Origin of the sequence: Micromonospora sp. NPDC052213 (genome assembly GCF_040679695.1) — a bacterium.
Classification (GTDB): Bacteria; Actinomycetota; Actinomycetes; order Mycobacteriales; family Micromonosporaceae; genus Micromonospora.
Map to the genome: position 1 here is coordinate 56,781 of NZ_JBFAVI010000010.1, position 26,949 is coordinate 83,729.

The 26,949-nt window shown below is 74.7% G+C and carries 25 protein-coding genes and 1 pseudogene; 18 read left to right on the forward strand and 8 right to left on the reverse strand.

Going from position 1 to position 26,949, the window contains the following annotated elements:
• Positions 1-39: 39 nt before the first annotated feature.
• Positions 40-1,176 (forward strand): glycerophosphodiester phosphodiesterase, encoded by a 1,137-nt coding sequence (locus AB0L34_RS04855; protein WP_363701915.1) that lies wholly within the window; start codon positions 40-42, stop codon positions 1,174-1,176.
• A gap of 191 nt (positions 1,177-1,367) precedes the next feature.
• Here the strand turns inward: AB0L34_RS04855 and AB0L34_RS04860 are convergent, their stop codons facing one another.
• Positions 1,368-1,598, reverse strand: coding sequence for a winged helix-turn-helix domain-containing protein (locus AB0L34_RS04860; RefSeq protein WP_357457398.1), 231 nt, complete (start codon positions 1,596-1,598; stop codon positions 1,368-1,370).
• A 291-nt stretch (positions 1,599-1,889) separates the two neighbouring features.
• Between AB0L34_RS04860 and AB0L34_RS04865 the strand changes: the two genes are divergently transcribed.
• The 10 genes and pseudogenes from AB0L34_RS04865 (at position 1,890) to AB0L34_RS04910 (ending at position 11,170) form a co-directional block, all read left to right on the forward strand.
• Positions 1,890-2,192: a DivIVA domain-containing protein gene (locus AB0L34_RS04865; RefSeq protein WP_363701917.1), complete on the forward strand. Its 303-nt coding sequence runs from the start codon at positions 1,890-1,892 to the stop codon at positions 2,190-2,192.
• On the forward strand, positions 2,189-2,443 hold the full coding sequence (locus AB0L34_RS04870) for a hypothetical protein (protein ID WP_363701919.1): 255 nt from the start codon (positions 2,189-2,191) through the stop codon (positions 2,441-2,443). Before AB0L34_RS04865 ends, AB0L34_RS04870 begins: the two co-directional genes overlap by 4 nt.
• A 266-nt stretch (positions 2,444-2,709) precedes the next feature.
• A complete protein-coding gene (locus tag AB0L34_RS04875) occupies positions 2,710-3,909 on the forward strand; it encodes a substrate-binding domain-containing protein (protein ID WP_363701921.1) in 1,200 nt (399 codons plus the stop codon).
• A 6-nt stretch (positions 3,910-3,915) separates the two neighbouring features.
• Complete coding sequence (locus AB0L34_RS04880; RefSeq protein ID WP_357457389.1) at positions 3,916-4,659, forward strand: ABC transporter ATP-binding protein; 744 nt, start codon at positions 3,916-3,918, stop codon at positions 4,657-4,659.
• On the forward strand, positions 4,656-5,441 hold the full coding sequence (locus tag AB0L34_RS04885; RefSeq protein ID WP_357457387.1) for an ABC transporter ATP-binding protein: 786 nt from the start codon (positions 4,656-4,658) through the stop codon (positions 5,439-5,441). The genes AB0L34_RS04880 and AB0L34_RS04885 overlap by 4 nt, the downstream gene beginning before the upstream one ends.
• Positions 5,441-6,331: a branched-chain amino acid ABC transporter permease gene (locus tag AB0L34_RS04890; RefSeq protein ID WP_363701924.1), complete on the forward strand. Its 891-nt coding sequence runs from the start codon at positions 5,441-5,443 to the stop codon at positions 6,329-6,331. Before AB0L34_RS04885 ends, AB0L34_RS04890 begins: the two co-directional genes overlap by 1 nt.
• Entirely contained in the window at positions 6,328-7,527 is a 1,200-nt protein-coding gene (locus AB0L34_RS04895; protein ID WP_363701926.1) for a branched-chain amino acid ABC transporter permease, read from the forward strand. Before AB0L34_RS04890 ends, AB0L34_RS04895 begins: the two co-directional genes overlap by 4 nt.
• A 73-nt stretch (positions 7,528-7,600) precedes the next feature.
• Positions 7,601-7,752, forward strand: a pseudogene (locus AB0L34_RS04900) (short-chain dehydrogenase); the annotation flags it as partial.
• Positions 7,753-7,828: 76 nt separating this feature from the next.
• Positions 7,829-9,982 (forward strand): DEAD/DEAH box helicase, encoded by a 2,154-nt coding sequence (locus AB0L34_RS04905; protein ID WP_363701928.1) that lies wholly within the window; start codon positions 7,829-7,831, stop codon positions 9,980-9,982.
• 246 nt (positions 9,983-10,228) lie between these two features.
• A complete protein-coding gene (locus AB0L34_RS04910; protein ID WP_363701958.1) occupies positions 10,229-11,170 on the forward strand; it encodes a hypothetical protein in 942 nt (313 codons plus the stop codon).
• 179 nt (positions 11,171-11,349) lie between these two features.
• On the opposite strand, the gene AB0L34_RS04915 is transcribed toward AB0L34_RS04910, so the two are convergent.
• From AB0L34_RS04915 to AB0L34_RS04925, 3 genes are all read right to left on the reverse strand, one after another.
• Positions 11,350-11,766, reverse strand: coding sequence for a helix-turn-helix domain-containing protein (locus tag AB0L34_RS04915; RefSeq protein ID WP_091627481.1), 417 nt, complete (start codon positions 11,764-11,766; stop codon positions 11,350-11,352).
• 241 nt (positions 11,767-12,007) lie between these two features.
• On the reverse strand, positions 12,008-13,180 hold the full coding sequence (locus AB0L34_RS04920; protein ID WP_363701930.1) for an SAM-dependent methyltransferase: 1,173 nt from the start codon (positions 13,178-13,180) through the stop codon (positions 12,008-12,010).
• Positions 13,181-13,400: 220 nt separating this feature from the next.
• Positions 13,401-15,053 carry a DEAD/DEAH box helicase gene (locus AB0L34_RS04925; RefSeq protein WP_363701932.1) on the reverse strand — a complete coding sequence of 551 codons (1,653 nt, stop codon included), beginning with the start codon at positions 15,051-15,053 and terminating at the stop codon, positions 13,401-13,403.
• Between the two features lie 316 nt (positions 15,054-15,369).
• On the opposite strand from AB0L34_RS04925, the gene AB0L34_RS04930 reads away from it, so the two are divergent.
• A complete protein-coding gene (locus AB0L34_RS04930; protein WP_363701934.1) occupies positions 15,370-16,164 on the forward strand; it encodes a ferritin-like fold-containing protein in 795 nt (264 codons plus the stop codon).
• 148 nt (positions 16,165-16,312) lie between these two features.
• Here AB0L34_RS04930 and AB0L34_RS04935 read toward each other — a convergent pair whose 3' ends face one another.
• Together AB0L34_RS04935 and AB0L34_RS04940 are read right to left on the reverse strand one after the other, a co-directional pair.
• Positions 16,313-16,540: a DUF3107 domain-containing protein gene (locus tag AB0L34_RS04935; RefSeq protein ID WP_350684773.1), complete on the reverse strand. Its 228-nt coding sequence runs from the start codon at positions 16,538-16,540 to the stop codon at positions 16,313-16,315.
• 65 nt (positions 16,541-16,605) lie between these two features.
• The gene (locus AB0L34_RS04940; RefSeq protein WP_357457372.1) at positions 16,606-17,244 is read right to left on the reverse strand and encodes a TetR/AcrR family transcriptional regulator; all 639 of its coding nucleotides are present in this window, start codon (positions 17,242-17,244) and stop codon (positions 16,606-16,608) included.
• A 146-nt stretch (positions 17,245-17,390) separates the two neighbouring features.
• Between AB0L34_RS04940 and AB0L34_RS04945 the strand changes: the two genes are divergently transcribed.
• The 6 genes from AB0L34_RS04945 to AB0L34_RS04970 all read left to right on the forward strand — a co-directional run bounded on the left by AB0L34_RS04945 (position 17,391) and on the right by AB0L34_RS04970 (position 25,732).
• The gene (locus AB0L34_RS04945; protein WP_363701937.1) at positions 17,391-20,402 is read left to right on the forward strand and encodes a hypothetical protein; all 3,012 of its coding nucleotides are present in this window, start codon (positions 17,391-17,393) and stop codon (positions 20,400-20,402) included.
• 115 nt (positions 20,403-20,517) lie between these two features.
• Entirely contained in the window at positions 20,518-21,492 is a 975-nt protein-coding gene (locus tag AB0L34_RS04950) for an alpha/beta hydrolase (RefSeq protein ID WP_363701939.1), read from the forward strand.
• A gap of 5 nt (positions 21,493-21,497) precedes the next feature.
• Complete coding sequence (locus AB0L34_RS04955; protein WP_363701941.1) at positions 21,498-22,457, forward strand: DUF3152 domain-containing protein; 960 nt, start codon at positions 21,498-21,500, stop codon at positions 22,455-22,457.
• 124 nt (positions 22,458-22,581) lie between these two features.
• Positions 22,582-23,427 (forward strand): DUF3152 domain-containing protein, encoded by an 846-nt coding sequence (locus AB0L34_RS04960; RefSeq protein ID WP_363701943.1) that lies wholly within the window; start codon positions 22,582-22,584, stop codon positions 23,425-23,427.
• Between the two features lie 109 nt (positions 23,428-23,536).
• The gene (moeZ, locus tag AB0L34_RS04965; protein WP_350707166.1) at positions 23,537-24,718 is read left to right on the forward strand and encodes an adenylyltransferase/sulfurtransferase MoeZ; all 1,182 of its coding nucleotides are present in this window, start codon (positions 23,537-23,539) and stop codon (positions 24,716-24,718) included.
• Between the two features lie 171 nt (positions 24,719-24,889).
• Positions 24,890-25,732: a prenyltransferase/squalene oxidase repeat-containing protein gene (locus AB0L34_RS04970; RefSeq protein WP_363701945.1), complete on the forward strand. Its 843-nt coding sequence runs from the start codon at positions 24,890-24,892 to the stop codon at positions 25,730-25,732.
• Here AB0L34_RS04970 and AB0L34_RS04975 read toward each other — a convergent pair.
• Positions 25,716-26,231, reverse strand: a complete 516-nt coding sequence (locus tag AB0L34_RS04975; RefSeq protein WP_363701947.1) for an SUKH-4 family immunity protein — start codon at positions 26,229-26,231, stop codon at positions 25,716-25,718. The two genes, AB0L34_RS04970 and AB0L34_RS04975, sit on opposite strands and share 17 nt — an antisense overlap.
• A 29-nt stretch (positions 26,232-26,260) precedes the next feature.
• Positions 26,261-26,878 carry a hypothetical protein gene (locus tag AB0L34_RS04980; RefSeq protein WP_350707170.1) on the reverse strand — a complete coding sequence of 206 codons (618 nt, stop codon included), beginning with the start codon at positions 26,876-26,878 and terminating at the stop codon, positions 26,261-26,263.
• Positions 26,879-26,949 lie beyond the last annotated feature (71 nt).

The following is a 26,949-nucleotide window of genomic DNA, read 5'->3' on the forward strand; positions in this document are numbered from 1 at the left end:
GGTCTGCTGAGGCGGATCCCTCGACGACAGGAGACGGCGTTGCGACGTACCCTTTCCGCCCTCGGAATGGCCGGGGCCCTGCTCGCGGCCGCCGTGGCCGTGCCGACCGTGGCCGCGTCGGCCGCCCCGTCGGTCGCCCCGGCACCCGCCGCCGAACGGGCCCGGGCGACCGACCGCCCCCTCGTCATCGCCCACCGCGGCGCCAGCGGCTACCGGCCGGAGCACACCCTGGAGGCCTACCGGCTGGCGATCCGGCAGGGCGCGGACTACATCGAGCCGGACCTGGTCGCTACCCGCGACGGCGCGCTGGTCGCCCGGCACGAGAACGAGATCAGCGGTACGACCGACGTGGCCGCCCGCCCCGAGTTCGCCGCCCGCAAGGCCACGAAGACCATCGACGGCGTCGCGGTCACCGGCTGGTTCACCGAGGACTTCACCCTGGCCGAGCTGAAGACGCTGCGGGCCAAGGAGCGGCTGCCGCAGGTGCGCGTCGGCAACACCGCCTTCGACGGGCGGTTCGACGTGCCCACCCTCCAGGAGGTCATCGACCTGGCCCGCGCCGAAGGGCGGGCGCGGGGGCGCACGATCGGCGTCTACCCGGAGACCAAGCACCCCACCTACTTCGCCTCCATCGGGCTGCCGCTGGAGGAGCCGCTGGTCGAGGTGCTGCGGCGCAACAAGCTGACCCACCGGAACTCGCCGGTGATCATCCAGTCGTTCGAGACGGCCAACCTGCGCAAGCTCGACCGGATGATCGACGTCAGGCTCGCCCAGCTCCTCGACGCCACCGGCCGCCCGTACGACTTCACCCTCGCCGGCGACGCCCGCACCTACCAGGACCTGGCGAAGCCGGCCGGCCTGAAGTGGATCGCCGGCTACGCCGACGGTGTCGGCGTGCAGAAGAACCTGATCGTCCCGCGCGACGCCACCGGCAAGCTGCTCGCCCCGACCACCCTGGTCCGGGACGCGCACCGGGAGCGGCTGGTCGTGCACGCCTGGACGTTCCGGGCGGAGAACCAGTTCCTGCCGGCCGACTTCCGGATCGGCACCGACCCGAACGCCCGTGGCGACATCCAGGCCGAGTACGAGCTGTTCCTCGGCCTCGGCCTGGACGGCATCTTCAGCGACCACCCGGACACCGCGGTCGCCGCCCGCGAGGGTCTCGCCCGGCGCTGACCGATCCCGCCGCCCCATCGCCGGCCCGTCACCCCTCCCCGGGTGCCGGGCCGGCGTCGTTTCCGGCCTGCCCCGTCTCGTGCACGTCGAGCCGATGCCGCAGACGGTTCAGGCGTCCCGGGTTGGCTGTGCGGACACTGTCCAGCTGCCCCGTCCATGAGGGCAGCTCGACAGAAGCGGAGCGGAGGCAGCTACGCGGTGGGGCGCTCGGCCACGTAGGTGCCCCGGCCAGGCTGGCCGATGATCAGCTCGCGGTCGTGCAGCAGCGACATTGCCCGATAGGCGGTGTTCATGGCGACCCCATACTGGTCCGCGATCTGCCGTGTCGAGGGCAACTTGTCGCCGGGCTTCAACTCGCCACTCTTGATCTTTGCGGCGAAGTCGTTGGCGATCACTTTGTAGGGCGCTGGCGCTGTGGGCATGACGAAGACTCCGGTTGGTTCGGCGACTCCGATCCTGCCCTACTTACTCAAGTAACTGCAACAAGTCGTGACGTGACGATGACGGAGGGGCTCGACTAGCGCAAGATACTGGTGTAGGTTGCTGCGTGTCCGGCTCCGGTTGGTTCGGCAAACCTCGGGGTTCGGACCTCAAGAGGGCTCCGGGGTCGTACCGCCGACGAGGGCTGCGGTCGCGGGGCCGGCGGCCCGGTCCGCATCCCCTACCTGTGGACCGGGCCGCCTTCCAGCGGACGCGACGCGAGGACGGTGGTCATGCGCAAGGTGCTGAACCTGTTCCGACCGGCCCGGCGAGGGCGGGTGAACCGGCCGCCCAACGGCGGCTGGTGCCGGTCGGACTCCTGCCGCCCGCTCACCGCAGGGCAGATCCGCGACCGGCGGTTCCGCTCTGTGCGGCGGGGGCTCGACCCGGTCGAGGTGCACGCGTTCCTGCACCGGGTGGCAGCCGAGTTGGCCGCCACCCGTCGGGACCTCGCCCTCACCGCCGAGGAGAACGCGCGGATCAAGCGGGCGCTGCGCAGTTGGCAGTCCCGGTTCGCGCCGGGCTGGCGGCGGTGAGCCGGGAACGGTTCGTGGTGCACCTGCCGGTGCTCGCCACCGACCTGCGCGCCGCGAAGCGGCTCGCCCGGGCGATCACCCGGGCGCTGGGCTTCCTCCCGGACGTCGACCGTGGCGAGACCACCGTCTCGGCGGAGGACGCCCAGCACGTACGCCATCGGGTCTTCTGCGACAGCCTGCTCGACGGCGGTCGCCGCTGCGGGCGGGCGGCGGACCACGACGGCCCCTGCGTCCCGCCGGAGCGGCCGTGACGGGTGCCCCGGCCGGCGGGGCGCGGGAGGAATACGGCATTCGGTGGGTATCGGTGGCGCGGGGCGACACAGGAGCGTTTCCATCGATGGCCCGGAGACCCATCGCGGACGTGCGCCGTTCAATGCCGAGTCGTGACCGTTGTAACTCTCGGCCACCCCACCCCTGTTACTTGTGTGTTTCGGCCACATAGCCCGTGCGTGACGTCACTTCTAGCGTGAGCCGTCACATGTAGTTCCCTACCTCCGAGTCCTCACGTGGAGTCGCAATGACGGTCCGGACGACGCGGCGGGTGTTCCTTTCCGCCGCCACCATGATGGCCGCGGCGCTCGCCGCCACGGCCTGTGGCAGCCCGCAGGAAACCGCCTCCGGCGGCGGTGACAGCGCCGCCCCGGTGAAGGTTGGCCTGGTGTACTCCCAGTCGGGAGCCCTCGCCAGCTACGGCAAGCAGTACATCGAGGGGTTCAAGGCCGGCCTCGACTATGCCACCAAGGGCACGAACAAGGTCGGCGACCGGACGATCGAGATCACCGAGGTCGACGACGCCGGCGACCCGGCGAAGGCGGTCTCCGCGGCCAAGGACCTGATCGGTAAGGGCAACAAGATCATCGCGGGCTCGACCGCGTCCGGCGTGGCGCTCCAGGTCGCCCCGATCGCCGCGCAGAACAAGGTCCTCTTCGTCTCCGGGCCGGCCGCCACCGACGCGGTGACCGGCGCCAACAAGTACACGTTCCGCTCCGGGCGGCAGTCGTACCAGGACGTGGTGACCGCCAAGTCGTTCATCGGCGACCCGGCCGGCAAGAAGGTCGTGGTCTTCGCCCAGGACGGCGCCTTCGGCGACGCCAACGAGGCCGCCGTCAAGACCGTCATCGGCGGCGCGGGCGCAACCGTCAGCAGCGTCCGGGCCCCGGCCAGCGCCACCGAGTTCACCCCGTTCGCCAGCCAGATCAAGTCCGCCAAGCCGGACCTGCTCTTCGTCGCCTGGGCCGGCACCACCGCCCCGGCCATGTGGCAGACCCTCGACCAGCAGGGCGTGCTCTCCTCCACCACCGTCGTCACCGGCCTGGACATCCGCGCCTCGTGGCCGACCTTCGGCGCCGCCGGCAGCAAGATCTCCTTCCTGTCGCACTACTTCGACGGGGCCTCCGACAACGAGGCCGCCAAGGCGCTGAAGGCCAAGGTCGGCACCGTCGACCTGTTCCACCCGGACGGCTTCGCGGCCGCGCAGATGGTCGTGCGCGCCGTCGAGGAGGGCGGCGACGACGTCGAGAAGATGGTCAAGGCCCTGGAGGGCTGGAGCTTCGACGGGGTCAAGGGCAAGATGAGCATCCGCGCCGAGGACCACGCGCTGCTCCAGCCGATGTTCCAGGCCAAGCTGACCGGCAGCGGCACCACGTTCACGGCCACCGCCCAGAAGGCGCTGACCGGGGACGAGACCGCGCCGCCGGCCGTGGCGATGAAGGGCTGACAACAGATGCTCGCCACCCGCGGTCTGACCTGGCGGATCGGTGAGGTCGCCATCGTCGACAGCGTCTACCTCGACCTGGCGCCCGGGGAGTTCCTCGGCGTCATCGGGCCGAACGGCGCCGGCAAGACCTCACTGTTCAACCTGATCACCGGTGTACGCCGGGCCACGGAAGGTCGGATCACCCTCGACGGGGAGGACATCGGCTCCCTCCCGCCGCACCGGCGGGCCCGCCTCGGGCTCGGCCGTACCTTCCAGGCATCCTCGGTCTTCGGTTCGCTCAGCGTGCGGGAGAACGTCCGGCTCGCCGTGCAGGCGCACCGCGGGGGCTCGATGAAGCTGTGGCGGCGGGCGGCGGCCGACCGTGAGGTCGCCGCCGCCGCCGACGCGGCGCTCGACCGGGTCGGCCTCGCCCACCGGGGCGAAGCCCTCGCCGGCACCCTCGCCCACGGCGAGAAGCGGAAGCTGGAGATCGCCCTGCTGCTCGCCGGGGAGCCCCGCGTCATGCTGCTCGACGAGCCGATGGCCGGCGTCAGTGCCGAGGACGTGCCCGAACTCGTCTCGGTGATCCGCTCGCTGACCGGCGACAGCGGCCGGTCGGTGCTCATGGTCGAGCACCACATGGACGTCATCCTGGAGCTGGCCGACCGGATCGCCGTGATGCACCACGGCGCGCTGCTCGCCTGCGACACCCCGGAGACGGTGATGGCCAACCCCACCGTGCAAGAGGCATACCTGGGGGAGTCGCTATGAGCAGTGAACCGATTCTCAGCGTGGAGAACCTGTCGGTCCGGATCGCCGGGCTGCACATCCTCCAGGGGGTGTCCTTCACGGTCGCCCCGACCGGCGTCACGGTCCTGCTCGGGCGCAACGGCGTCGGCAAGACGACCACGCTGCGCGCGATCGTCGGCCTCACGCCGCGTGGCGGCGAGGTCCGGGGCGCGATCCGGATGGGCGCGCAGAGCCTGCTGGCCCGGCCGACCCACCGGCTGATCCGCGGCGGGCTCGGCTACGTGCCGGAGGACCGCTGCGTGTTCGCCGGGCTCACCGTCACGGAGAACCTGCGGCTCGCCGAACGCCGGGGCACCACCCCGGCGTACGACAAGGTCTACGCCCTCTTCCCGGAGCTGGACCGGCGCGGACGGCAACGGGCCGGCTCGCTCTCCGGCGGGCAGCAGCAGATGCTCGCGATCGGCCGCGTGCTGCTCAACGACAACCGGCTGCTGCTGATCGACGAGCCGACCAAGGGCCTCGCGCCGAAGGTGGTGACCGAGGTGGCCGAGGTGCTGGAACGGGTCGCCGAGTCCGTGCCGGTGCTGCTGGTCGAGCAGAACCTGGCGGTGGTCCGGCGGCTCGCCCGGGACGCGGTCGTGCTGGCCGCCGGGCAGGTGGCCTGGACCGGCGACGCCCAGGAGCTGCTGCTGGAGACCGCCCTGACCAAGTCGTTGCTGGGCGTGGGCTCGGCTGAGGGGCACGCGCCGAGCGCGAGGAGTGAGCTTGCGAGCCCCGCAGGCGCGAGGAAGGACCAGCACTGATGGACACCGTCATCCTGTTGGCGCTGACCGGGCTCGGCCTGGCGGCGCTCTACTTCCTGGTCGCCAGCGGGCTCTCCCTGGTCTTCGGCCTCGCCGACGTGCTCAACTTCGCGCACGGCGTCTTCCTCGGCGTCGGCGCGTACGGGACCTGGTGGGCGGCGCACAACCTGCCCGGCGCCGGCTCGGACGGCTTCGGCTTCGTGGTCGCCGTCGCCTTCGGGGTGGCCGCCGGCACGCTGGTGGCGATGCTGGTCGAGCTGGTGCTGATCCGGCCGCTCTACTCCCGCACCATCGAGCAGGTGCTGGTCACCGTCGGCCTCTCGCTGGCCGGCGTGGCCCTGCTCCAGGCCACCTGGGGCGCGGACGCCCGGCCGTTCCCGCGCCCCGAGTGGACCCGGCAGGTCACCTCGATCCTCGGCGCGAACGTGCCCAACGGCGGCCTGCTGCTGATCATCGCCGCGGTGCTGGTGCTCGGCGCGATCCTCGCCTTCCTCCGCTGGACCCGCTACGGCCTCATCATCCGGGCCGGCGTCGAGAACCGGGAGATGGTCACCGCGCTCGGCATCGACGTGCGCAAGGCGTTCACCCTCGTCTTCGCCATCGGCGGGGCGGCGGCGGCGCTGGCCGGCGCGCTCGGCGGCGTCTACTTCGGCACCGTCTCGCCCGGCCAGGGCAGCTCGCTGCTGATCTTCGCGTTCATCGTGGTGGTCATCGGCGGGATGGGCTCGGTGGTCGGCTCCGCGTACGCGGCCGTCGCCGTCGGGCTGACGCAACAGTTCGTCAACTACTACGGCACCTCCGGGCTGGGCGACATCTGCGTGGTCGCGCTGCTGGCCGTGGTGCTGCTGCTGCGCCCGCAGGGCGTCGCCGGAAAGGTGGCAACGGCATGACCGAGGTCAAGAGCCCCGAGGTCCCCACGCCTCCGGCGGCCGTGCCGTCAGAACCGCGTCCCGGTCGGCGCCGTTGGCGCCGGTTGCGTCCCTGGCTGGCGCGACTGCGTCCCGGTCGGCGCCGTTGGCGCCGGTTGCGTCCCTGGCTGGCGCGACTGCGTCCCTGGCTGCCCCTGGTCGCGTTGGTGGTCGCGCTGATCCTGCCGTACTCGACGCTGCACCTGCCGGGGCTCTTCGAGGGGCCGCTGAACGAGCCGGGCAACCTGCAGGTGCTCGCCATCTGCCTCGTCTTCGGCGGCCTGGCGGCCGGGTACGACCTGCTTTTCGGGCGGACTGGGATGCTCTCCTTCGGGCACGCCCTCTACTTCGCCGCCGGCGTCTACGGCACCGACATCCTCGTCACCAAGGCGGGGCTGCCGCTGTGGCAGGCCGCGCTGCTCGCGATCACCAGCGGGACGATCCTCGCCGCGCTGCTCGGCGCGATCGCGCTGCGTACCGTCGGCATCGCGTTCGCCATGGTGACGCTGGCCTTCGCCCAGGTCGGGGCGATTCTGGTGGCCCGCGACTTCGGCGGGCTCACCGGCGGCGAGGAGGGGCTGCCACTCGACGTCTCCGGCGTGCCAGCCGCTCTGGTCGGGGTGAACAACACGTTCAACCTCTACTGGTTGGCGCTGGCGTACCTGGTCGTGGTGGTCTTCGTGGTGCACCGGGTCTCCGGCTCGCCGACGGGGCGGGTGCTCGCCGGCCTGCGCGACGACGAGCGGCGCATCGGGGTGCTCGGGCTCGACCCGTACCGGTTCAAGCTGGTGGCGTTCACCCTGGCGGGTGGGCTGGCGGCGGCCGGCGGCGTGGTCTACGTCCTGATCGTCGGCGGCGCCTCGCCGCACATCACCTCCTCCGAGTGGACCCTGGCGCTGCTGGTCATGGTGGTGCTCGGCGGGCCGGGCACCCGGTGGGGTCCGGTGATCGGCGGCATCCTCTACATGTACCTGGACCACCGCCTGGTCGCGTTCGGCACCTCCGACGCGGTGGAGGCGTTGCCCGGGTTCCTGAGCCGCCCGCTGTCGCAGCCGCTGTTCGTGCTCGGCACGGTCTTCATCCTGGCCGTCTACTTCTTCCCCGGCGGCCTGGCCAGCCTCGCCCCCCGCGTGGCACTCCTGCGCCACTCGCTCCGCAAGCCGTCCCGTCCGTCCTGACCCGGCCCGGGCCGGACAGACCCCGTTGATCATGAAGTTGCCGCGAAACGCCGTTGAGGGTGGCAATAACCTCATGATCGACGGGGTCTCGGTCGTGGGGAGGAGCGGTGCGGGAGGGGTGAGCGGTTGGCGGTGGTGAGTGGCGGCGGGACCGGGATCGGGGCGGCCGTCGCGCGGGCGCTCGCGGCGGACGGGTGCGACGTCCTGATCGTGGGGCGGGGCGACCGCCACCGGCCGGATCGTGACCGGAACCTCCCGCGTGAACCGGGGCGCGGTCGTCCGGCGCTGGTAGAAATGCCGGATGAGCCAGGATCGGACGGCGGTACGGGAGCGGGCCGAGGCGGTGCTGCGGCGGTTGGCCGGCGAGCACGCCCGGCTCCGCGAGGACCAGTGGCGGGCGATCGAGGCGCTGGTGGTCGACCGGCGCCGGGTGCTCTGCGTGCAGCGCACCGGGTGGGGCAAGTCGGCCGTCTACTTCGTGGCCACCGCCCTGCTGCGGGGGCGCGACCATGATGCCGCCGCCGGACAGGGCGACGGGGGCGGCACCGGCCCGACCGTGATCGTCTCGCCGCTGCTGGCGCTGATGCGCAACCAGGTCGAGTCGGCGGCCCGCGCCGGCATCCGGGCCCGCACGATCAACTCGGCCAACCTCGACGAGTGGGACGAGATCACCGCCGAGATCCACGCCGGGGCCGTCGACGTGCTGCTGATCAGCCCCGAGCGGCTCAACAACCCGGACTTCCGGGACACGGTGCTGCCGAAGTTGGCCGCCACCACCGGCCTGCTGGTGGTCGACGAGGCGCACTGCGTCTCCGACTGGGGGCACGACTTCCGGCCGGACTACCGCCGGCTGCGTACGTTCCTCGGCAACCTGCCCGAGCGGACCCCGGTGCTCGCCACCACGGCCACCGCCAACGCCCGGGTCACCGCCGACGTCGCCGAACAACTGGGCGACGCCCTCGTGCTGCGCGGCAGCCTGGACCGGGAGTCGCTGCGCCTCGGCGTGCTCGACCTGCCGACCCCGGCGCACCGGCTGGCCTGGCTCGCCGACCACCTGGACCGGCTGCCCGGCTCGGGCATCGTCTACACGCTCACCGTCGCCGCGGCGGGGGAGACCGCCGAGTTCCTCCGCTCCCGGGGCTACGCGGTCGCCTCCTACACCGGCCAGGCCGAGGACGCCGACCGGCGCGCCGCCGAGCAGGACCTGCTCGACAACAAGATCAAGGCGCTGGTCGCGACGAGCGCCCTGGGCATGGGCTTCGACAAGCCCGACCTGGGCTTCGTGGTGCACCTCGGCGCGCCGGCCTCACCCATCGCGTACTACCAGCAAGTCGGCCGCGCCGGCCGGGCCGTCGCCCACGCCGAGGTGCTGCTGCTGCCCGGCGTCGAGGACGCCGCGATCTGGCGCTACTTCGCCTCGCTGGCCTTCCCGCCGGAGGTGCAGGTCCGCGCGGTCCTGGCCGCCCTGCACACCGACCGCCCGCTCTCCACGCAGGCCCTCGAACCGATCGTCGACCTGCGCCGGGCCCGGCTGGAGCTGATGCTCAAGGTGCTCGACGTCGACGGCGCGGTCCGCCGGGTGCGCGGCGGCTGGCTCGCCACCGGCGAGCCCTGGGTCTACGACGAGGCCCGGTTGCGCCGCGTCGCCCAGGCGCGCACCGCCGAGCAGCAGGCCATGCGGGAGTACGCGACCACGCCCGACTGCCGGCTGCGTTACCTGCGCGAGTGCCTGGACGACGCCGGGGCGACCGACTGCGGCCGGTGCGACCGCTGCGCCGGCCCGCTGTTCACGCCCGAGGTGTCCGACGTCGCGCTGACCGCCGCGCAGACCTTCCTCGGCCGCCCCGGCGTGGAGATCGCGCCGAAGAAGCTCTGGCCGACCGGGCTGGAGGCGGTGGGCGTACCGCTCAAGGGGCGGATCGCCCCGGCCGAGCAGGCACTGCCGGGGCGCGCGGTGGGGCGGCTGTCCGACCTGGGGTGGGGCGGCCGGCTGCGCGACCTGGTGGCGCCGGAGGCGCCCGACGTCGCCGTCCCCGACGACGTGGCCGCCGCCGTGGTCGAGGTGCTGAAGGCGTGGGCGCACGGGGACGACCCGTGGCCACGCCGCCCGGTCGGCGTGGTCGCGGTCGGCTCGCGCAGCAGGCCCCGGCTGGTCGGCTCGCTCGCCGAGCGGATCGCCGCCGTCGGCCGGCTGCCGATGCTCGGCCGGGTGACGGCGGCCGGCCCGGCCGGCGGCGGGGGCCCGCGTGGCAACAGCGCCCAGCGGGTACGCGCGCTGCACGGTGCCTTCACCGTGCCGGAGGACCTGGCCGACACCCTCGCCGGCCTCGACGGGCCGGTGCTCCTCGTCGACGACCTGGTCGACTCGGGTTGGACGATGACGATGGTCGCCCGGGAGCTGCGCCGGGCCGGCGCCCCCGACGTGCTGCCCCTTGCCCTGGCGGTGGCCGGCTGAGCCGCGCGTCCGCGTCGCGGACCCGGCCGGGAAGTTCCCGGGCGGGCGGGATTGCGACCGCCGCCACGCCGTGTCGCCGGCGGGGCGGCGCGACGGTGACGGAGGGTAGCGTGAGCGACATGACCGATCAGCAGCCCGGGCGTGAGCGGGAGGGCCGCGTTGCCTGACCAGGCGTCGGCCGTGCCGGACCAGGGATCGACGGTGCGTGAGCAGACCTCGGCGGGGCCGGACCAGTCCCCGGTCGGGATGGACCAGTCCCCGGTCGGGCCGGAGCAGGTGTCGGCCGTGCCGGACCGGAGCACGCTCCGGCTGGCGCTGGTCGTCGGCGGCCTGGTGCTCGCGGTGCTGCTCGGCTTCGGTCTCGGCCGGCTCAACGGCGGTGGCCCGACAGGGCCGGTGGGGCGGGACAGCGCCCTGGCCGACCACGCCCACGCGCCCGGGACGGGCGCGCACGAGCACGGCGCCGACCAGGACGCGGCAGCGGAGGCGGCGGGCCTCTCGGTCACCTCGGCCGGCTACACGCTCGCCCCCGTGGCGTCGTCGTTCACGGCCGGCCGGCCGGGCGAACTGCGCTTCCAGGTGCGTGACGCGCAGCGCCGCCCGGTGACGCGGTTCGCCGTCGTGCACGACAGGCCGATGCACCTGATCGTGGTGCGCCGCGACCTGACCGGCTACCAGCACCTGCACCCGACCATGGCCGCCGACGGCACGTGGTCGGTGCCGCTGACCCTCCCGCAGCCGGGCGTCTGGCGCGCGTACGCCGACTTCACCGCGCTCGCCGACGACGGCCGGCAGACGGCGGTGACGCTCGGGGTCGACCTGGTCGCGCCCGGCGGCTACCAGCCGCGGCCGTTGCCGGCGCCGGCCACCTCGGCCACGGTCGACGGGTTCACCGTCGGCTACCAGGGCACACCGCAGGCGGGCCTGACCGTCCCGCTGACCTTCCGCTTCGGCTCGGCCGCCGGCGGCACCCCGACGCTGGAGCGCTACCTCGGCGCGTACGGCCACCTGGTCGCGTTGCGCGAGGGCGACCTGGGCTACCTGCACGTCCACCCGGAGCCGCAGGCGGTCGACGGGGCGGTGAAGTTCTGGGTGACCACGCCCGGCCCGGGCCGGTACCGGCTCTACCTCGACTTCCAGGTCGGCGGCGTGGTGCGGACCGCCGAGTTCACCCTGACCGTGCCCTGACCCTCCGGCAGCCGGCCCCGTCGTCGCGCCCTCGGCCCCGTCATCGTCGCGCCGCGGCCCCCGTCGTCGCGCCACCGGCCGCAGTCGTCATCGCCACCGGCGCCGCGGATGGCGGCTCGGCCCGCGCTGCGAGTGGTGCCTCGGCCCGCGCTGTGCGTGGCGGCGGCGCGGTTGGCGGCTCAGCCGGCGCGCCGGATCGGGCGGCGGGCCAGGTAGCGCAGCAGGTCGCGGATGTGGTGCTTCTCCTCGGCCGGCACGGTCGGATCGGCCAGCCGTTGCAGGATCACCCGGACGTCCGCCTCGACCGGGCCGTCGTCGACGCGCCGACGGGGCGCGGGGCCGGCGTCGGGCAGGCCGAGCGCACGGAACGCGGCCGCGACCGGCAGGTCCAGCGCGGCGCAGAAACCCCGCACCTTGGCGAGTTCGGGGTAGTCCTGCCAGTCCCCGGCGAGCCAGCGGAACACGGTGGAGCGACCGACGCCGGTGTGGGACGCCAGGTCCGTCACGGTCCACCCGCGTTCCTCGCGGGCGTCGTCGATGGCGCGCCGCACGAAGCGTGCGAAGGCCATCTGCGGCGATACCTCTACCGAACCCATCCCTGCGGGTCTTCCCTCCCGACCGGCACCCGGCGGTGCGCCTCCGAGGGTAGTACGGAAAGGTATGGAAGCAATTGACTGACCGACCAGACCGTCCCGTCGGCGGGACTTTTTCGCCGGAACAATGACGCGAATCACCCGGGACCGAGCGATGGTCGTCGCTTCTCAACCAAGCCGCGAGCGGCTGGGGCGCCTTGGGCACCGCGTGGCCCCCGCGGGACCGGGGCCGCGATCGACCGCGCTAGCGCGCTGACGCGCCGGCGTCCGGGGTGGTTGCGGGGAGCAGCGTCGCCAGCCGTGGGGTGACGTCCCACTGGCCGACCAGGTCCCGGTACTCCGCCCGCTGGCCGTCCGTCGGGGCGGTGCCGGTGCGCCGGGCCCGGATGAGCAGGTTGCGCGGGGTGTGCCGGGAGTCGACGAACTCCACCACCTCGGCCCGGTAGCCGTGCAGCCGCAGCAGCCCGGCCCGCAGCGCGTCGGTGAGGACGTCCGCGAAGCGCTCGCGCAGGATGCCCTGCCGGGTCAGCAGGTCGTACGGCGCGGGCGCCGGCCTGGCGCGCAGCTGGGCGGCGACGTCGTGGTGGCAGCACGGCGCGGCGAGCACCCAGCGGGCCCGCCAGCGCACCGCCCGGGCCAGCGCCTCGTCGGTGGCGGTGTCGCAGGCGTGCAGCGCCAGCACCAGGTCGGGGGCGGGCTCCACGACGGCGTCGGCGATCGTGCCGGCCACGAAGCTGACCCGCTCGGCCCAGCCGAGCCGCTCGGCCAGCTCGGTGTTGCGGCGGCGCTGGTCCTCCCGGACGTCCACGCCGACCAGCTCGACGTCGAGCCCCCGCCGCGCCAGCCAGCGGTACGCGGCGAAGGTCAGGTACGCGTTGCCGCACCCCAGGTCGACGACGCGCAGCGGCCCCGTCAGGTCGTCGGGGAGGGTCGCCGCCAGCGCCCGCAGGAACGCGTCGACCTGCCGGCGTTTGGCCGCCGAGCCCCCGATCGCCGCGAAGATCGGGTCGCCCGGGTCGAGCAGGTACTCCTTCGCCCGGTCGTGTCCGCCCGGCTCGGCGACCGGCCGGGTCGCGGCGGCCCGGTGCACCTGCGCCTCGCCCGACTTGGTCACCCGCAGTTGCAGCGTCGCGTCGGTGGTCTCCACGTGCCAGTTGCCGAACGGCTCGGCCAGCAGCGCGTCCACCGCCGCGTCCGCCTCGGGGCCGGGGGCGACGTTGCGGGTGTAGGGCCGGGAGCCGTCGGAGGTGGAGATCTGCAGCCGGGGACCGGCCTTCAGCGCGACCGGCCGCAGTTCGGCGCGGACCATCGAGGGGCGGTGCCCGCGCCGACGTCCGGCGGCCACCGCCCGGGTCAGCGCGGGGTCGAGCAACAGCGCCCGGACCTCGGTCAGGGCGGCATCCAGCGGTTCGGGCATTGCTCCATCTTCCTCGTCGTCTGCGGCGCACCGCCGGGCGGCCCGACCGCTTCGGGCGCGCCGCGATCCTGCCGACGTGCCGCGTGCGCCAGACCATGCGCGGTGGGCGGGTGGGGGCCGGTCGCGTTCGGTCGCCCGGTCGCGCGGGCTTCATCCGGTCACGACGGCGACATCCCCGCACCGGGGACCGGTACGGGGATGTCGGGTGTCGTGCTCGGGGTCAGTCGGCGGTCGCCTCGGCCGGCGTACCGGCGGCGGAGCCACCGGCACCACGACGGCGCCGGCGGCGGCGCGGCTTCGGGGCCTCGCCCGCGGCGGCTGCGGGGGCGTCGGCGGCCTCCGTGGTGATCACCGCGGTCGGCTCGCCCGAGACGGTCTCGCCAGCACGGCGACGCCGGCGGCGACGCGGGGTGCGGGTGCCCTCCTCGGCGGCCTCGGCCGGCGCGTCGGCGCCCGGCCCGCCGGTCTCCCCGGTGCCGCGGCCCTGGCGGCGCTCGCCGCGACCGCGACCGTCGCCGCGCCGGGAGCCCCGGCCCTCGCCCCGGCGGGACCGGCCACCGCCCAGGTCCTCCTCCACCTCGGCCGCCAGGCCGGCGCGGGTGCGCTCGGCCGTCGGCAGGGTGCCGGTGACCTCGGTGGAGATGTGCAGGTCGGTGTAGAGGTGCGGGGACGTGTGGTACGTCTCCGGCGGCTCCGGCATCTCCAGGCCCAGCGTCTTGTCGATGATCCGCCAGCGGGGCATGTCGTCCCAGTCGACGAAGGTCACCGCGACGCCGCTCGCCCCGGCCCGGCCGGTGCGACCGATCCGGTGGGTGTAGGTGTCCTGGTCCTCGGGGCAGTCGTAGTTGATCACGTGCGTGACACCGCTGACGTCGATGCCCCGGGCGGCGACGTCGGTGGCGACCAGGGTGTCGATCTTGCCCGCCCGGAACGCCCGCAGCGCCCGCTCGCGCGCGCCCTGCCCGAGGTCGCCGTGCACGGCGGCGACGGCGAAGCCCCGGAAGTCGAGGTCCTCGGCGACCCGGTCGGCGGCGCGCTTGGTGCGGGTGAAGATCATGGTCAGCCCGCGACCCTCGGCCTGCAGGATGCGGGCCACGATCTCGATCTTGTTCATCGAGTGGGTGCGGTAGGCCAGCTGCTCGGTCTGCGGCGACGGCCCCGTCTCGGCGGTGTGACCCGCGTGGATCGTCACCGGGTGGCGCAGGAAGCGCCGGGAGAGGGTGACGATCGGGTCGGGCATGGTCGCCGAGAAGAGCATCGTCTGCCGGTCCTCGGGCAGCATCGCGAGGATCCGCTCGACGTCGTCGAGGAAGCCCAGGTCGAGCATCCGGTCGGCCTCGTCGAGGACCAGCGCGTGCACCCGGTCCAGGCGCAGGTGCTTCTGCTTGGCCAGGTCCAGCAGGCGGCCGGGGGTGCCGACCAGGATCTCCACGCCCTTGCGCAGCGCGTCGACCTGCGGCTCGTAGGCCACACCGCCGTAGATCGGCAGCACCCGGACGCCCCGCGTCCGGCCCGCGGCGGCGAGGTCCTTCGCGACCTGGATGCCCAGCTCGCGGGTGGGCACGACGACCAGCGCCTGCGGCACGCCGTCGCCGCCCTCCTCGGGCGCGAAGACGCGCTCCAGCAGCGGTACGCCGAAGCCGAGGGTCTTGCCGGTGCCGGTGGGCGCCTGGCCGATCAGGTCGGTGCCGCGCAGCGCGATCGGGAGCGCGTACTCCTGGATGGCGAACGCGCGGGTGATGCCGGCCGCGGCCAGCGCGTCGACGGTCTCCTGACGCGCGCCCAGCTCGGCGAAGGTGGGTGCCTCCGGACGCACCGGAGCGGTGGCGGCCAGCTCCTGGCCGTCCATGAGTTCTTGGGTCAGCTCGCTCATATGGATTTGGGGGTGCCCTCTCGTGGGTGCGCCCCGTCATGTCCTCAGGGCGCGATCGGTGTGGCGCGGGCCACACGGTCGGCGGCAGAACGCCTGGCCGGACCGGGCCGCACGCGCGCCGTGGAGTCGGACTTCGATGGGACCGACCGGTCTGTTGGACCGGCCTGGCCAGCTCGGCGCCCACGGCAACTGCTCCATGTTACCTGAACAGCACGCCAGTCGTCCTGATTCCTGGCGCAGGTGGCATGCCCGGGGGCATCTGGTGTGACCCGCGTCACTCCCCCCGGGGCGTGCGGGCGGGCGGTAGCCTGCGCTCGTGCCCGCCCCCGACCAGACCGGCCCTGCCGTCCCGGACCGGCCCGGCCCTGCCGTCCCGGACCGGCCCGGCCCTGCCGTCCCGGACCGGCCCGGCCCTGCCGTTTCGGCTCTGTCGGCCCACGTCGTCCCGGACCCGCCCGGTCCTGCCGTCCCGGACCCGCCCGACCCCGCCGTCCCGGATCTGCTCGGCCTGGTCGCGTTCGGCGAACTGCTCGCCTTCGAGCGGATGGCCGTCGACGCCCGGCTCGCCCCCGACCTGCGCCGCCGGGCGGCCCTGAGCGAGATGGCCGCCGCCGAGATCGCCAACTACCGTCGACTGGCCGACCGGCTGGCCGCGCTCGGCGTGCTCCCCGACGACGCGATGGCGCCGTACGTCGCGCCGCTGCAGGCGTACCACGACTCGACCGAGCCGCGGGACTGGGCGGAGGCGGTGACCAAGGCGTACGTGGGCGACGCCATCACCGACGACTTCATCCGGGAGATCGCCGCGGCCCTGGCCGAGCCGGACCGCCGGCTCGTCCTCGACGTGGTGCACGACTCCGCGTACGCCGACTTCGCCGTCGCCGAGATCCGGGCCGCCATCGCGGCCGACCCGAAGGTGGCCGGCCGGCTCTCGATGTGGGCGCGGCGGCTGGTCGGGGAGGCCCTGTCGCAGGCCGGTCGGGTCGCCGCCGACCGGGGCGCGCTGACCGCCCTCATCGCCGGTAGCGACCGGGTGGACGTGCAGGGACTTTTCCGGCGGCTGACCGCCGCGCACACCACGCGGATGGCCGCCGCCGGGCTGAACAACTGACGCGCGGGCGAACTCCACCGCGACTGGCGCCAGGAAGCCTGCCGCTCGACGACCGACGCACGGAGTGCCGGACGAGCCGGCGTGCCGGGCCGGGTCGGCGGGGTCCGCGACGGGCGACGTCGTCACCCGTCGCGGGCTGCCGACCGGGTCAGCGGACGGTGAAACCGACCGCCCGCGGCGACGCCTCGGCGATCTCGACGTAGGCGACCTTGTTGACCGGCACGATCACCCGCCGGCCCTTCTCGTCGGTCAGGGAGAGGGTGCCCTCGTCCTTGGTCATGGCGTCGGTCACGATCTGCTCGATCTCGGCCGGCGACTGCGCGCTCTCCAGCACCAGCTCGCGGGGCGCGTACTGCACGCCGATCTTGACCTCCACAGTGCCTCCTCGTTCGGGCGAAAGAGCCGCCGAGGGGAAGGCTATCCGATCTCGCGCCCCGATGCTCAGGCTGACTCACCTTGCAGCGGGAAGCTGGCGATGCCCCGCCAGGAGAGCGCGGCGACCAACGCCTCCGCCTCCGCCTTGGGCACCTGCCGGCCGCCGGCCAGCCAGAACTGCGCGGCGGTCTCGGCCGCCCCGACCAGGCCGGAGGCGAGCAGCTCGGCGTGCGCCCGGCTGACCCCGGTGTCGGAGATGATGGTGTCGGTGATGGCCGCGATGCAGCCCTGCTCGACCCGCTCGACGCGCTGCCGCACCGCCGGGTCGTTGCGCAGGTCGGACTCGAAGACGAGGCGGAACGCCTCGCTCTCGTGGTCGACGAAGTCGAAGTACGCGCGCACCGACGCGCTGACCCGCTCCTTGTTGTCGTTGGTGCCGCGCATGGCCTCGTCGACCTTCGCGAGGATCGCGTCGCAGTGCGTGTCCAGCAGCGCGAGGTAGAGGTCCATCTTGCCGGGGAAGTGCTGGTAGAGCACGGGCTTGGAGACTCCCGCCCGTTCGGCGATGTCGTCCATCGCCGCGGCGTGGTAGCCCTGGGCGACGAACACCTCCTGAGCGGCGGCGAGCAGTTGCTTGCGGCGCGCCGAACGGGGCAGGCGGGTGGGCCGGCCGGCTGTCTGTGCACCGTTCCCCACAGCGGTCATGGGAACCTCCGAGTTTCTTCGTACGAGCCGGCATTTCACCCGAACCGGTCTGGGCTCAGGGCCCGTCGCGGAATTGGCCCGCCGCTGTAACTTATCGCCACTGTCACCACACGGTAGCCTCAGCGGGGGCGACCAAGGAGCGCGCGGTGAGTGAAACAGGGCAACCCGGTGCCGCCACCCCGGGAGAGCACGGCGACGGGACGGGTCAGCAGGACGACCTGGGCCGGGCCGGCAGCGGGTGGGCGCCCTCGGCGGCCGGATGGTCCCGGGGCCAGGAGGTCTCCGGGGCCCGCGAGCAGGCCTCGGCGTGGGGTCCGCCCGACCCGGGTCTCGGCTGGGCCGCCTCCTCACCCCGGCACGGCGACCTGCCGTCGCCGCTGCCCGGTCCGCCGGTCGCACCCGAGCCGCCGGCCCGGGCCAACGGTCACCACGTCAACGGCGTCAGCCACGCCGACGACGCACCGGTCGGCCGCCAGGCCCCGGTGAGCGCCCCGCCCGGCATCCTCGGCGAGCAGCGCCGCGACCCGGGAGGCGACCGGCTGGTGGTGCCCGCGCAGCGGCCGGCGCCCACGGCCGATCAGCCGTCGGACCCGCAGCACGGGCTCGCCGAGCCCGAGACCGGCCCCGCCCGGCACTCCTCCGCGGACCCGTCGGCCGGCCGCCAGCCGCGCTGGGCCGACCCCGGCCCGCCGACCTCGGCCCCGCCGGCCATGCAGGTCCCGCCCGTCGGCACGGCGGCCAGCGGCTTCGAGGTGCCGCCCGGCTTCCACGCGCCGACCGTCGACCGCTCCGCCGCCGAGGAGCCCTCCCCGGCCGCCGGTGCCACCGGCTGGGCCGACTCCTTCCCGCCGGAGCCGCCGGCCCCCGCCCCCCGCCCGTTCCCGCCGGCCGGCGAGCGCCCGCCCGCGCCCGAGCCCTCGGTGGGCGACCGACCGGCGACCGGCGACCGGCTCTCCGGCGTCGACCGCGCGCTCGGCGCGGAGCGCCCCTTCCGGCAGGAGTACGGATCCGACCCCGACCGTGGCCCGGTCGCCGGGCAGGACCCCGCGCCGGCCCCCGCCGAGCAGGCCGGCACCTCGGGTGCCACCGGCCCCGACCGCGGGCCGGGCGTCGAGCAGGTGGCCGCGGAGCACGCGCCGGGCGCCGACCGTGGGCCCGGTGCCGGCCGGGAACCGGGCGACTCCCGCGCGTCGGCCGCCGAATGGCCGCCGGCGACCGAGCCGGACTGGTCCGGCCCGAACTGGAACCGGCCGAGCTGGGGCGGCGGCTGGGCACCCCCCTGGTCCCGTGAGGAGAGCGAGCCGGCCGGCCGCCGGGCCTGGGACGAGCCCGGCCGCCGGTCCCGGGCGGAGGACGAGCCGGTCGGCCGCCGGGCGCGCGAGGAGGACGAGCCCGTGGGCCGCCGGTCCCGGGAGGACCGGGCGCCGGGCTGGACCGCCGAGCCGCACCGACCCTACGAGCCGCCGCGCGCCGAGCCGTCCGGCCGACCCTACGAGCCGCCGCACGCCGAGCCGGGCCGCCCCTACGAGGTCGGCCGGACCGAGTCCGCGTCGCGCCCGGCGTACGAGCCGCCGGCCGATCCCGCCGACCGGGCGGCGTCGCCCGCGGCCGACCGCTCCATCCCGGTCCCTGCCGAGCGACCCGCCTGGGCGGGCGGGGGGCCGTCGGGCGCGCCCGCGAGCGCGCCCCCGGCTGCGTACGACCTGGCCGGCCCGGTGGAGGGCACCACTCCTGCGCCGGCCGGGGACGAGACCGCGGGTCGGACGGCCCGGCCGTTCCGGCTCCGGTCGGTGAGCGAGGAGCGACCCCTGGAGGCGCCGGGCGGCCCGCAGGCCGCCTCCGGTCCCGCCGCCGCGGCCGCCACGGGCGGGCCCGGGCGACGTGACCGCACCCCGTCCGCGCCCGCCCCGACGAGCGCGCCTCCCTACGCGGCCCGCCGATCCGCCCCCGAACCGGCGTCGACGGCCGAGCCGGCCGGCGAGGACCGGCTCCCGGACCACCCGTCGGCGGTGTTGCCGCAGCGCGTCCCCGCCGAACCGGACGTGCCCGTCGTGCCGGAGCCGCCAGCCGTGGAGCCACCCGCCGAAACCCCGGAACTCGCCCGCATCGCCACCCACCTGCGCCGCGACGACGAGCCCGCACCGCTGCGGGAGCGGCCGGAGGGCTTCGACGTCAACGCGATCCTCGACGCCGTACGCGGGGTGGCCGGCGTTCGCGACGCGGCCCTGCGCCGCACCCCGGCCGGCGCGCACAGCCTGCGGCTCGACCTGGCCGACGGGGCCGACCCGGCCGAGGTGAGCCGGCTGGTCGCCCGCCTGCTCCAGGAGCGGATGGGGCTCGCCGCCGCCCCGCGGAACGTGCCCGGCATGCCGGCCGCCCCGGTGCGCCGCCGGTCGGCCGAGCCGCGCGCCGCCGAGACCAGGTCGCCGGGCTCCGCCGGGCCGCGGAGCGCCGAGCCGCCGGCCGCCGAGACCCGGGTGCCCGGCAGCCGCGCGGCCGGCAGCCCGACCGAGGCCCCGCAGGCCCGCGCCGAGCAGCGCCCCGAGGCGGCGCCGGAGCCCCCGCGCCGGCGCCGGCAGTCCGCCGCCCCGCACCGGGGCCGGGCCACCGTGGAGGAGCCGGGCTCGGTCTCGGCTGCCCCGGCCGGGACCCCCACCGGCAGCCCGGCGACCGCCGGCACGTCGTACTCCGGCGGGCAGGTGACCACGACGGAGTCCGCGCCGTCCCGGCCGTTGGACACCGGCGGCGCGGCCGGTCCCCGGGTGGTGATCGACCACGTCCAGGTGAGCACCTTCGGGCTCGACGCCACCGTGGAGGTGCGCCTCGTCGCCGGCGGGGAGAGCGCCGCCGGCTACTCGACGGGACCGGCGGTCGACGGGTACGTGCTGCGGCTCTGCGCGGTGGCCGCCGCGGCGGCGGTGGACGAGCTGCTCCGCGGCGGGGATCCCGGGCCGGGGCGTGGCCGCTGCTTCGTGGAGCACGCCGCGGTGGTGCCGTTCGGCAACTGCGAGGTGGCCACGGTCGTGGTGCTGCTCGTCTGCGACGGCTGGGTCGAGCAGCTGGTCGGCTCCGCGCTGGTCGCCGGCGACCCCCGGCAGGCGGTCGTCCGGGCCACCCTGTCCGCGGTCAACCGCCGGATCGAGGCGCTGCTGGCCTGAGCGCGGGGGTGTGGTCCGCCGCGCCGGGGGCGCGGTGCGGGCCGCTCGCGGCCCGCACGCGGCAGGCGCGGTTCGACGCGCTGCCGGGCGGCGCGGGCACGGGCAGACTGGAGGGATGAAGCGCGCCACCCTCTGGCCGGACCATCTCCTCCCCGAGCACTCCGTCCCGCCGCCCTGGCCGGGGCGCGAGGTGCGCCTCGACGGCACCGTGACGTACGTCCGGGACACCCCGGCCACCGCCCCCGGCGCGGAGCCGGCGCTCTACGTGCACGGCCTGGGCGGCTCGTCGCAGAACTGGACCGACCTGGCCGGCCTGCTCGCCGACCGCCTCGACGGGCAGGCCATCGACCTGCCCGGGTTCGGCCGCAGCGAGCCGGGGCGCCGCTACACCATCCCGGCCTTCACCGAGCGGGTGATCCGCTGGATCGAGCACTCCGGCCGGGGGCCGGTGCACCTGTTCGGGAACTCGCTGGGCGGGGCGATCTCGGTGCAGGTGGCGGGGCTGCGGCCGGACCTGGTCCGGACCCTGACCCTGATCTCGCCGGCTCTGCCGTTCCTCGACTTCCGGCGCTCGTTGCAGGGTCGGATGCTGCCGCTGCTGGCGATCCCCCGGGGCGAGCGCCTGGCCGCCCGGCAGCTGGCCAAGCTCGCCCCCGAGGTGATGGCCCAGCAGGTCATGGAGGCGTGCGTCGGCGACCTGAGCCGGATCAGCGAGCAGCGCCGGCAGGAGGCGCTGGAGGAGATCCGGGTGCGCTACGAGGCCGAGCACTACGCCGCCGCGTACGTCCGGACGTTCCGCGGCCTGGTCTCCAGTTTCCTGCGGTCGTACCTGCCCGGGTCGGGGTCGCTGTGGCGGCTGGCCGGTGTGGTCCGGGCGCCCACGCTGGTCATCGGAGGGCGGCACGACCGGCTGGTGGACGTCCGGGTGGCGCCGCAGGCCGCGCGGGTCGTCCCGGACAGCCGCCTGCTGATGCTCGACGGCGTCGGGCACGTGGCGCAACTGGAGGTGCCGCGCCTGGTCGCCCGTGCCGTGCTGGGCCTGCTCGCCGAAACGGGGGACACCGCGAAGCGGTCCGACATGGCAGGCTGACCGGGATGTCCTCCGCCCACCGCCGCCCCGCCCCGCCCCCGACCCGGGGCCAGCGGGCCGCAGCCTCCGCCGGCGGGCGTCGGCACTCCACGGGCCGGGCGCCGGCCGCCGCCCAGGGCCCGGACCTGTCCCGTTCCCGGCACCGCCGGCCGGCCCGCCGGCGTCGCCTCGTCGAGCTGGTCGCACTCCTCCTCGCGGTCGGCGCGGCGGTGGCGGTGGTCGCCGACCGGCGGGGTGCCGACGTCGACGCGGAGGTGCTCACCGCCGAGGAACTGGCCCCCGCGCCGGCGGTCGCGCCGGTGTCCGCCTCGCCGGTCCCGGCGTCGCCCGCCCCCGCGGACACCACGCCCCCGCCGCCGGTGCTGCGGCTGCCCGGGCCGGTGCCGTCGGCGGGCCGGGGCAGCTTCGGCTACGACGACCGGGTGCGCCCGGTGCTGGGGGAGGCCGGCAGGCTGCACCGCTACCGGGTCGCCGTGGAGTCGGGCTCCGACGAGGACGCGGGTGAGTTCGCGGCCGCCGTCGAGGAGGCGCTCACCGGGCCGGGGAGCTGGGTCGACGGCGGGCTGCGGTTGCAGCAGGTACGCGCGGACGCCCGGCACGACTTCACGGTCTACCTGGCCACCGCCGCCACGGCGGGCCGGATGTGCGCGGCGGGCGGGGTCGACATCCGGGTGGGCGGGCGGCCGTACACGTCGTGCCGGGCGCCCGGCAAGGTGATCATCAACCTGGACCGTTGGCGGCTGTCGGTGCCGCACTACGTGAGCGCCCGCGTGCCGCTCTCGGTCTACCGGACGTACGTGGTGAACCACGAGGTCGGGCACCAGTTGGGGCACCGGCACGAGCGCTGCCCGGGCAGGGGCCGCCCGGCGCCGGTGATGATGCAGCAGACGCTCTTCCTCAACGGCTGCGTCGCCAACCCCTGGCCGTACCGCGACGGTCGGCGTTACGCCGGGCCGCCGCTCTAGCCGCCGCCGACCGGACAGCGGGGGCGGGAACGCCCGCCGGTGCCGCCGTCGACGGCCTGGACTGGCCGTAGCCGAACTGCGGCAAAAGCGCGGAAATGCCAGATTCGCGTGGGACGCTCAGGTCATGACGTCGTCGTCCCCTTGCGACCCGCCTGGTCCGCCGAGCCACCGTCCGTCGCCGCGATCCCTGTCCCGGGACCGCCGCCTGCCGGCCCTGCTCCGGGACCGGCGCGCCCTCGGGATCGGTCTGGCCCTGCTGCTCGCGGCGGCCGCCGTGGTGACGCTGGCCCCCCGGCCTTACGGGCAGGCCGGCGAGCCGCCCACGGGCGACCCGGGCCGGGCGGCGTACGGGGCGGCGGCGGGCGAGCACGAGCAGCGGCCCACCCGTTCCCCCTACCCCCGGGAGGGCACGGGCAGCTTCGACGCCGCGACCGGGGACTCCCCGGTGCGGGGCACCGCCGGGCCGGTCCGGCGCTACCGGGTGGCCGTGGAGTCGGGCACCGGCCAGGACGTCGCCGCCTTCGCCGCCACCGTCGACGAGGTGCTGGGCGACCCGCGCGGCTGGACCGCCTCGGAGGAGTTCCGGGTGCAGCGGGTGGCCGAGGCGGACGACGCCGACTTCACCGTCTACCTCGCCACCCCGGACACCTCGGAGCGGATGTGCGCGGAGGGCGGGCTGAGCACCGAGGGCTACACCTCCTGCCGGCTCCCCGGTCGGGTGATCATCAACCTCGCCCGCTGGCTGGAGGCCGTTCCCGACTACGGGGCGCCGCTGGAGATCTACCGCGCCTACGTGATCAACCACGAGGTGGGCCACGAGTTCGGCGGGGAACACCAGGCGTGCCCGGCCCCGGGCGAGCCGGCGCCGGTGATGCAACAGCAGACGTACGGACTGGACGGCTGCGTCGCCAACGCCTGGCCCTACGTCGACGGCTCGCGCTACGAGGGCAAGCTGGTCCCCGGGATCTGAATATTCCCGCTCCCGCAGTTCGGGCGACGTGTCCCTCCTCATGGCCGACCGGCCCCACGACGGGCGACAATGGCTCGGTTCGCCATCAGCCGATCCCGGGGAGTCCACCGTGTCGTTGCCCCCGCTCGTCGAGCCCGCCGCCGAGCTGACCGTTGACGAGATCCGCCGCTACTCGCGCCACCTGATCATTCCCGACGTCGGGGTCGAGGGGCAGAAGCGGCTGAAGAACGCCCGGGTGCTCTGCGTCGGCGCCGGCGGTCTCGGCTCGCCGGCCCTGATGTACCTGGCCGCCGCGGGCGTCGGCACCCTCGGCATCATCGACTTCGACACCGTCGACGAGTCCAACCTCCAGCGCCAGATCATCCACGGCGTCTCCGACGTCGGCCGCTCCAAGGCCGAGTCGGCCGCGGCGTCGATCCGGGAGATCAACCCGCTGGTCGACGTGGAGATCCACAACACCGCGCTGGACCGGGACAACGTCCGCGACATCTTCTCCCGGTACGACCTGATCGTCGACGGCACGGACAACTTCGCCACCCGCTACATGGTCAACGACGCGGCGGTGCTGCTCGGCAAGCCGTACGTCTGGGGGTCGATCTACCGCTTCGACGGCCAGGCGTCGGTGTTCTGGGCCGAGCACGGCCCCTGCTACCGCTGCCTCTACCCGGAGCCCCCGCCGCCCGGCATGGTCCCCTCCTGCGCCGAGGGCGGGGTGCTCGGCGTGCTCTGCGCGTCGATCGGCTCGATCCAGGTCAACGAGGCGATCAAGCTGCTCGCCGGCATCGGCGAGCCGCTGGTCGGCCGGCTGATGGTCTACGACGCCCTGGAGATGAGCTACCGCAAGATCAAGGTTCGCAAGGACCCGAACTGCGTGCTCTGCGGCGAGAACCCGACGGTCACCGACCTGCTGGAGGACTACGAGGACTTCTGCGGCGCGGTGTCGGTGGAGGCGCAGGAGGCGGTGGTCGACTCGACCATCACCGCGCTGGAGCTCAAGGAGTGGCAGGACGCCGGCAAGGACATCTTCCTCGTCGACGTCCGCGAGCCGGCCGAGTACGAGATCGTCCGGATCCCCGGCGCGACGCTGATCCCCAAGGGCGAGATCATCTCCGGCGAGGCGCTGGCCAACCTGCCGCAGGACCGGCAGATCGTGCTGCACTGCAAGTCCGGGGTCCGCTCCGCGGAGGCGCTCGCCGCGCTGAAGGCGGCCGGGTTCCGCGACGCCGTGCACGTGCAGGGCGGCGTGCTCTCCTGGATCAAGCAGATCGACCCGTCGCTGCCCGCGTACTGACCGGTCGCACCAGAGGCCCTTCCGCCCGTGCGGGAGGGCCTCTGTGCCGTGCCGCAGCCCCGGCACCGGGCCCGGTCCGCACGTCGCGCCGGTCGACGGTGGCTACCCGGTGGACCCGGCCGAGCCGTTTCCCGGAGGCGGGACCGACTTTTCGCAGGTAGCGTGTCCGCCGTGGTCGACATGGACGCCGCGATCGGCTTCGTCGTGGCGCACGGGGACGCGGTGGACCGCGCCCGTCTCTCCCGGTTGCGCACCGGCGCGCCGGTGCCGGTGGAGCTGCTCGACGAGGCCGAGGCCGGGCAGGCGCCCGGCGGCGGCTGGCCGGCGGTGCTCGGCGGCGAGGTCGCCTCGGTCGACGCGACCTGCTTCCGCCTCGCCGAGCTGGACGACCTCGGTGCGCTCGGCCGTCCCGCCGCCCGGCACGCGCTGGACTGGCTCGCCGCCCGGCAGCTGCCCGACGGTGGCTGGGAGGAGGACCCGCGGCTGGCCGGCCTGGCTCCGGAGTGGGCCCGCCCCGGCGACCCGGAGGCCCGGCTCTACCTGACCGCCAACGCCGGCTACTGGCTGACCGTCGCCGGGCTCGACGCCCGGGCCGCCGGCCCGCTTGACCACCGGGTCGGTGGGGCGTACGCCGGGGTGGTGCAGGCGGCGGCGCACGCGCTGGCCGCGGCGCTCGCCCCCGACGGCAGCTGGCCGTCCTTCCTGCCGGCCGGGTGGCTGAGCGCGGCGGTGCTGCACCGGCAGCAGATGTACGACGAGTCGGCGCGCATCCAGGCGGTGCTGGCCGAGCGGGTGCCGAGGATGTCCCCGGCCGACGTGGCGTGGCTGGCTGCCACGCTGCGCCGGGTCGAGGGGAGCGAGGAGCAGTGGCTGTTCGTCGCCGCCCGCAGGCGGCTCGCCGAGACCCAGCGCAGCGACGGCGGCTGGGACAGCGACGACGGGCACCAGTTCGACGTGCACACCACGCTGACCGCGATCCGGGCCTGCCGCCCGGCGGTCACTTCAGCTGGCTGATCACCAACGGCCACCAGCCGTCGGGGGTGAAGGCGGCCGGGTCGATGCTCTCCAGCACCATCCGCAGCTGCTCCGCCCGTTCGGCGCGGCCCGGCTTGCCCTCGTCCGCCTCGACGAAGACCGCGAACTGGTAGAGGAACTCGACGAAGGTGCGGAAGTTGCTGTTCACCGGCTGCACGTCCGGCTGCTCCAGGTCGCACTGGAGGATCTCCCCGGTGCGCGGGTCGAGCACGTAGAGCAGGTCGTTGTTGTCGGCCACCGCGCCGACCACGATCAGTCGGATGTCCAGCGAGCCGTCCTCGGTGGTCAGCTGGATGGTGTCGTACAGCTCGATGTCGCCTTCGAGGAAGGCGGTGAAGACCACCGCCACGTCGAGCGGGATCTCGTCACCGTCGGGAAGCATCTCGGGGGTGAAACCCCCCTCCAGCCACGCCTCGCGCGGGTACGGGATGAGCTCTTCCTCGCTCCACAACGCGGTGAACCGCGGATCAGCTGCCATGACGGTCCTTCGCAGGGTCGGCGGGTGGGTCAGGAGGAGAGGCCGGCGGCGATCAGCAGCCGCCGCCAGTTGTCGGCGTACTCGCCGGCGTGCCGGCCCTTGCGCAGCCGCTGCTCGGCAGCGGCGGGACCGAAGACGACGGCCGTCAGCTCCGGGTAGCGGGGGCCGAGCACGTGCTCGTCGAAGAACGTGGCGACATCGGGGGCGATGACGGTGAACTCGACGTCCTCGTCGGGGTGCTCGTACTGGTAGACGTAGGCGCTGGACTCCATGTAGTACACGTCCAGGTCTTCCCGGTCGAGATAGATCGGGTCACCGCCGCGGATCTCGGCGCGCAGGCCGGCGGGGACGCTGTCCATCTCGTAGCCGACGATCAGCGGGCTGCCCATCGGGTCGTTCGGGTTGACCTCGTCCTCCTCCCACGCCTGCGGGGTGAGGATCTCCTTCGGCGCGTGGAACCGGAAGTCGTCGCCCTCGATCCGCCGGAACAGGCTGTAGACCTCGGCGACGCCGGGCAGGTCGGCGATCGGCTCCAGCGGAGCGGGCCCCTCGATGCGCACGCCGAAGCCGTGCTCGGCCTCCACCCGGGTGAGCAGCTCCAACTTCTCGGCGATCCGGGCGAGGACGGCGGGATCCGGCCGGGTCATGGCAGGACCTTCACGATGACCGGGGTGCCCTCGGGGACGTCGCGCAACGCCACGGAGATCTCACGGCCGAT

Bases quoted from the DNA above. Each gene is read 5' to 3' on its own strand.
- AB0L34_RS04860 (WP_357457398.1), bottom strand. From the start codon at position 1,598: ATGCCCACAGCGCCAGCGCCCTACAAAGTGATCGCCAACGACTTCGCC.
- AB0L34_RS04865 (WP_363701917.1), top strand. From the start codon at position 1,890: ATGCGCAAGGTGCTGAACCTGTTCCGACCGGCCCGGCGAGGGCGGGTG.
- AB0L34_RS04875 (WP_363701921.1), top strand. From the start codon at position 2,710: ATGACGGTCCGGACGACGCGGCGGGTGTTCCTTTCCGCCGCCACCATG.
- AB0L34_RS04880 (WP_357457389.1), top strand. From the start codon at position 3,916: ATGCTCGCCACCCGCGGTCTGACCTGGCGGATCGGTGAGGTCGCCATC.
- AB0L34_RS04885 (WP_357457387.1), top strand. From the start codon at position 4,656: ATGAGCAGTGAACCGATTCTCAGCGTGGAGAACCTGTCGGTCCGGATC.
- AB0L34_RS04890 (WP_363701924.1), top strand. From the start codon at position 5,441: ATGGACACCGTCATCCTGTTGGCGCTGACCGGGCTCGGCCTGGCGGCG.
- AB0L34_RS04895 (WP_363701926.1), top strand. From the start codon at position 6,328: ATGACCGAGGTCAAGAGCCCCGAGGTCCCCACGCCTCCGGCGGCCGTG.
- AB0L34_RS04905 (WP_363701928.1), top strand. From the start codon at position 7,829: ATGAGCCAGGATCGGACGGCGGTACGGGAGCGGGCCGAGGCGGTGCTG.
- AB0L34_RS04910 (WP_363701958.1), top strand. From the start codon at position 10,229: ATGGACCAGTCCCCGGTCGGGCCGGAGCAGGTGTCGGCCGTGCCGGAC.
- AB0L34_RS04915 (WP_091627481.1), bottom strand. From the start codon at position 11,766: ATGGGTTCGGTAGAGGTATCGCCGCAGATGGCCTTCGCACGCTTCGTG.
- AB0L34_RS04920 (WP_363701930.1), bottom strand. From the start codon at position 13,180: ATGCCCGAACCGCTGGATGCCGCCCTGACCGAGGTCCGGGCGCTGTTG.
- AB0L34_RS04925 (WP_363701932.1), bottom strand. From the start codon at position 15,053: ATGAGCGAGCTGACCCAAGAACTCATGGACGGCCAGGAGCTGGCCGCC.
- AB0L34_RS04940 (WP_357457372.1), bottom strand. From the start codon at position 17,244: ATGACCGCTGTGGGGAACGGTGCACAGACAGCCGGCCGGCCCACCCGC.
- AB0L34_RS04950 (WP_363701939.1), top strand. From the start codon at position 20,518: ATGAAGCGCGCCACCCTCTGGCCGGACCATCTCCTCCCCGAGCACTCC.
- AB0L34_RS04955 (WP_363701941.1), top strand. From the start codon at position 21,498: ATGTCCTCCGCCCACCGCCGCCCCGCCCCGCCCCCGACCCGGGGCCAG.
- AB0L34_RS04960 (WP_363701943.1), top strand. From the start codon at position 22,582: ATGACGTCGTCGTCCCCTTGCGACCCGCCTGGTCCGCCGAGCCACCGT.
- AB0L34_RS04975 (WP_363701947.1), bottom strand. From the start codon at position 26,231: ATGGCAGCTGATCCGCGGTTCACCGCGTTGTGGAGCGAGGAAGAGCTC.
- AB0L34_RS04980 (WP_350707170.1), bottom strand. From the start codon at position 26,878: ATGACCCGGCCGGATCCCGCCGTCCTCGCCCGGATCGCCGAGAAGTTG.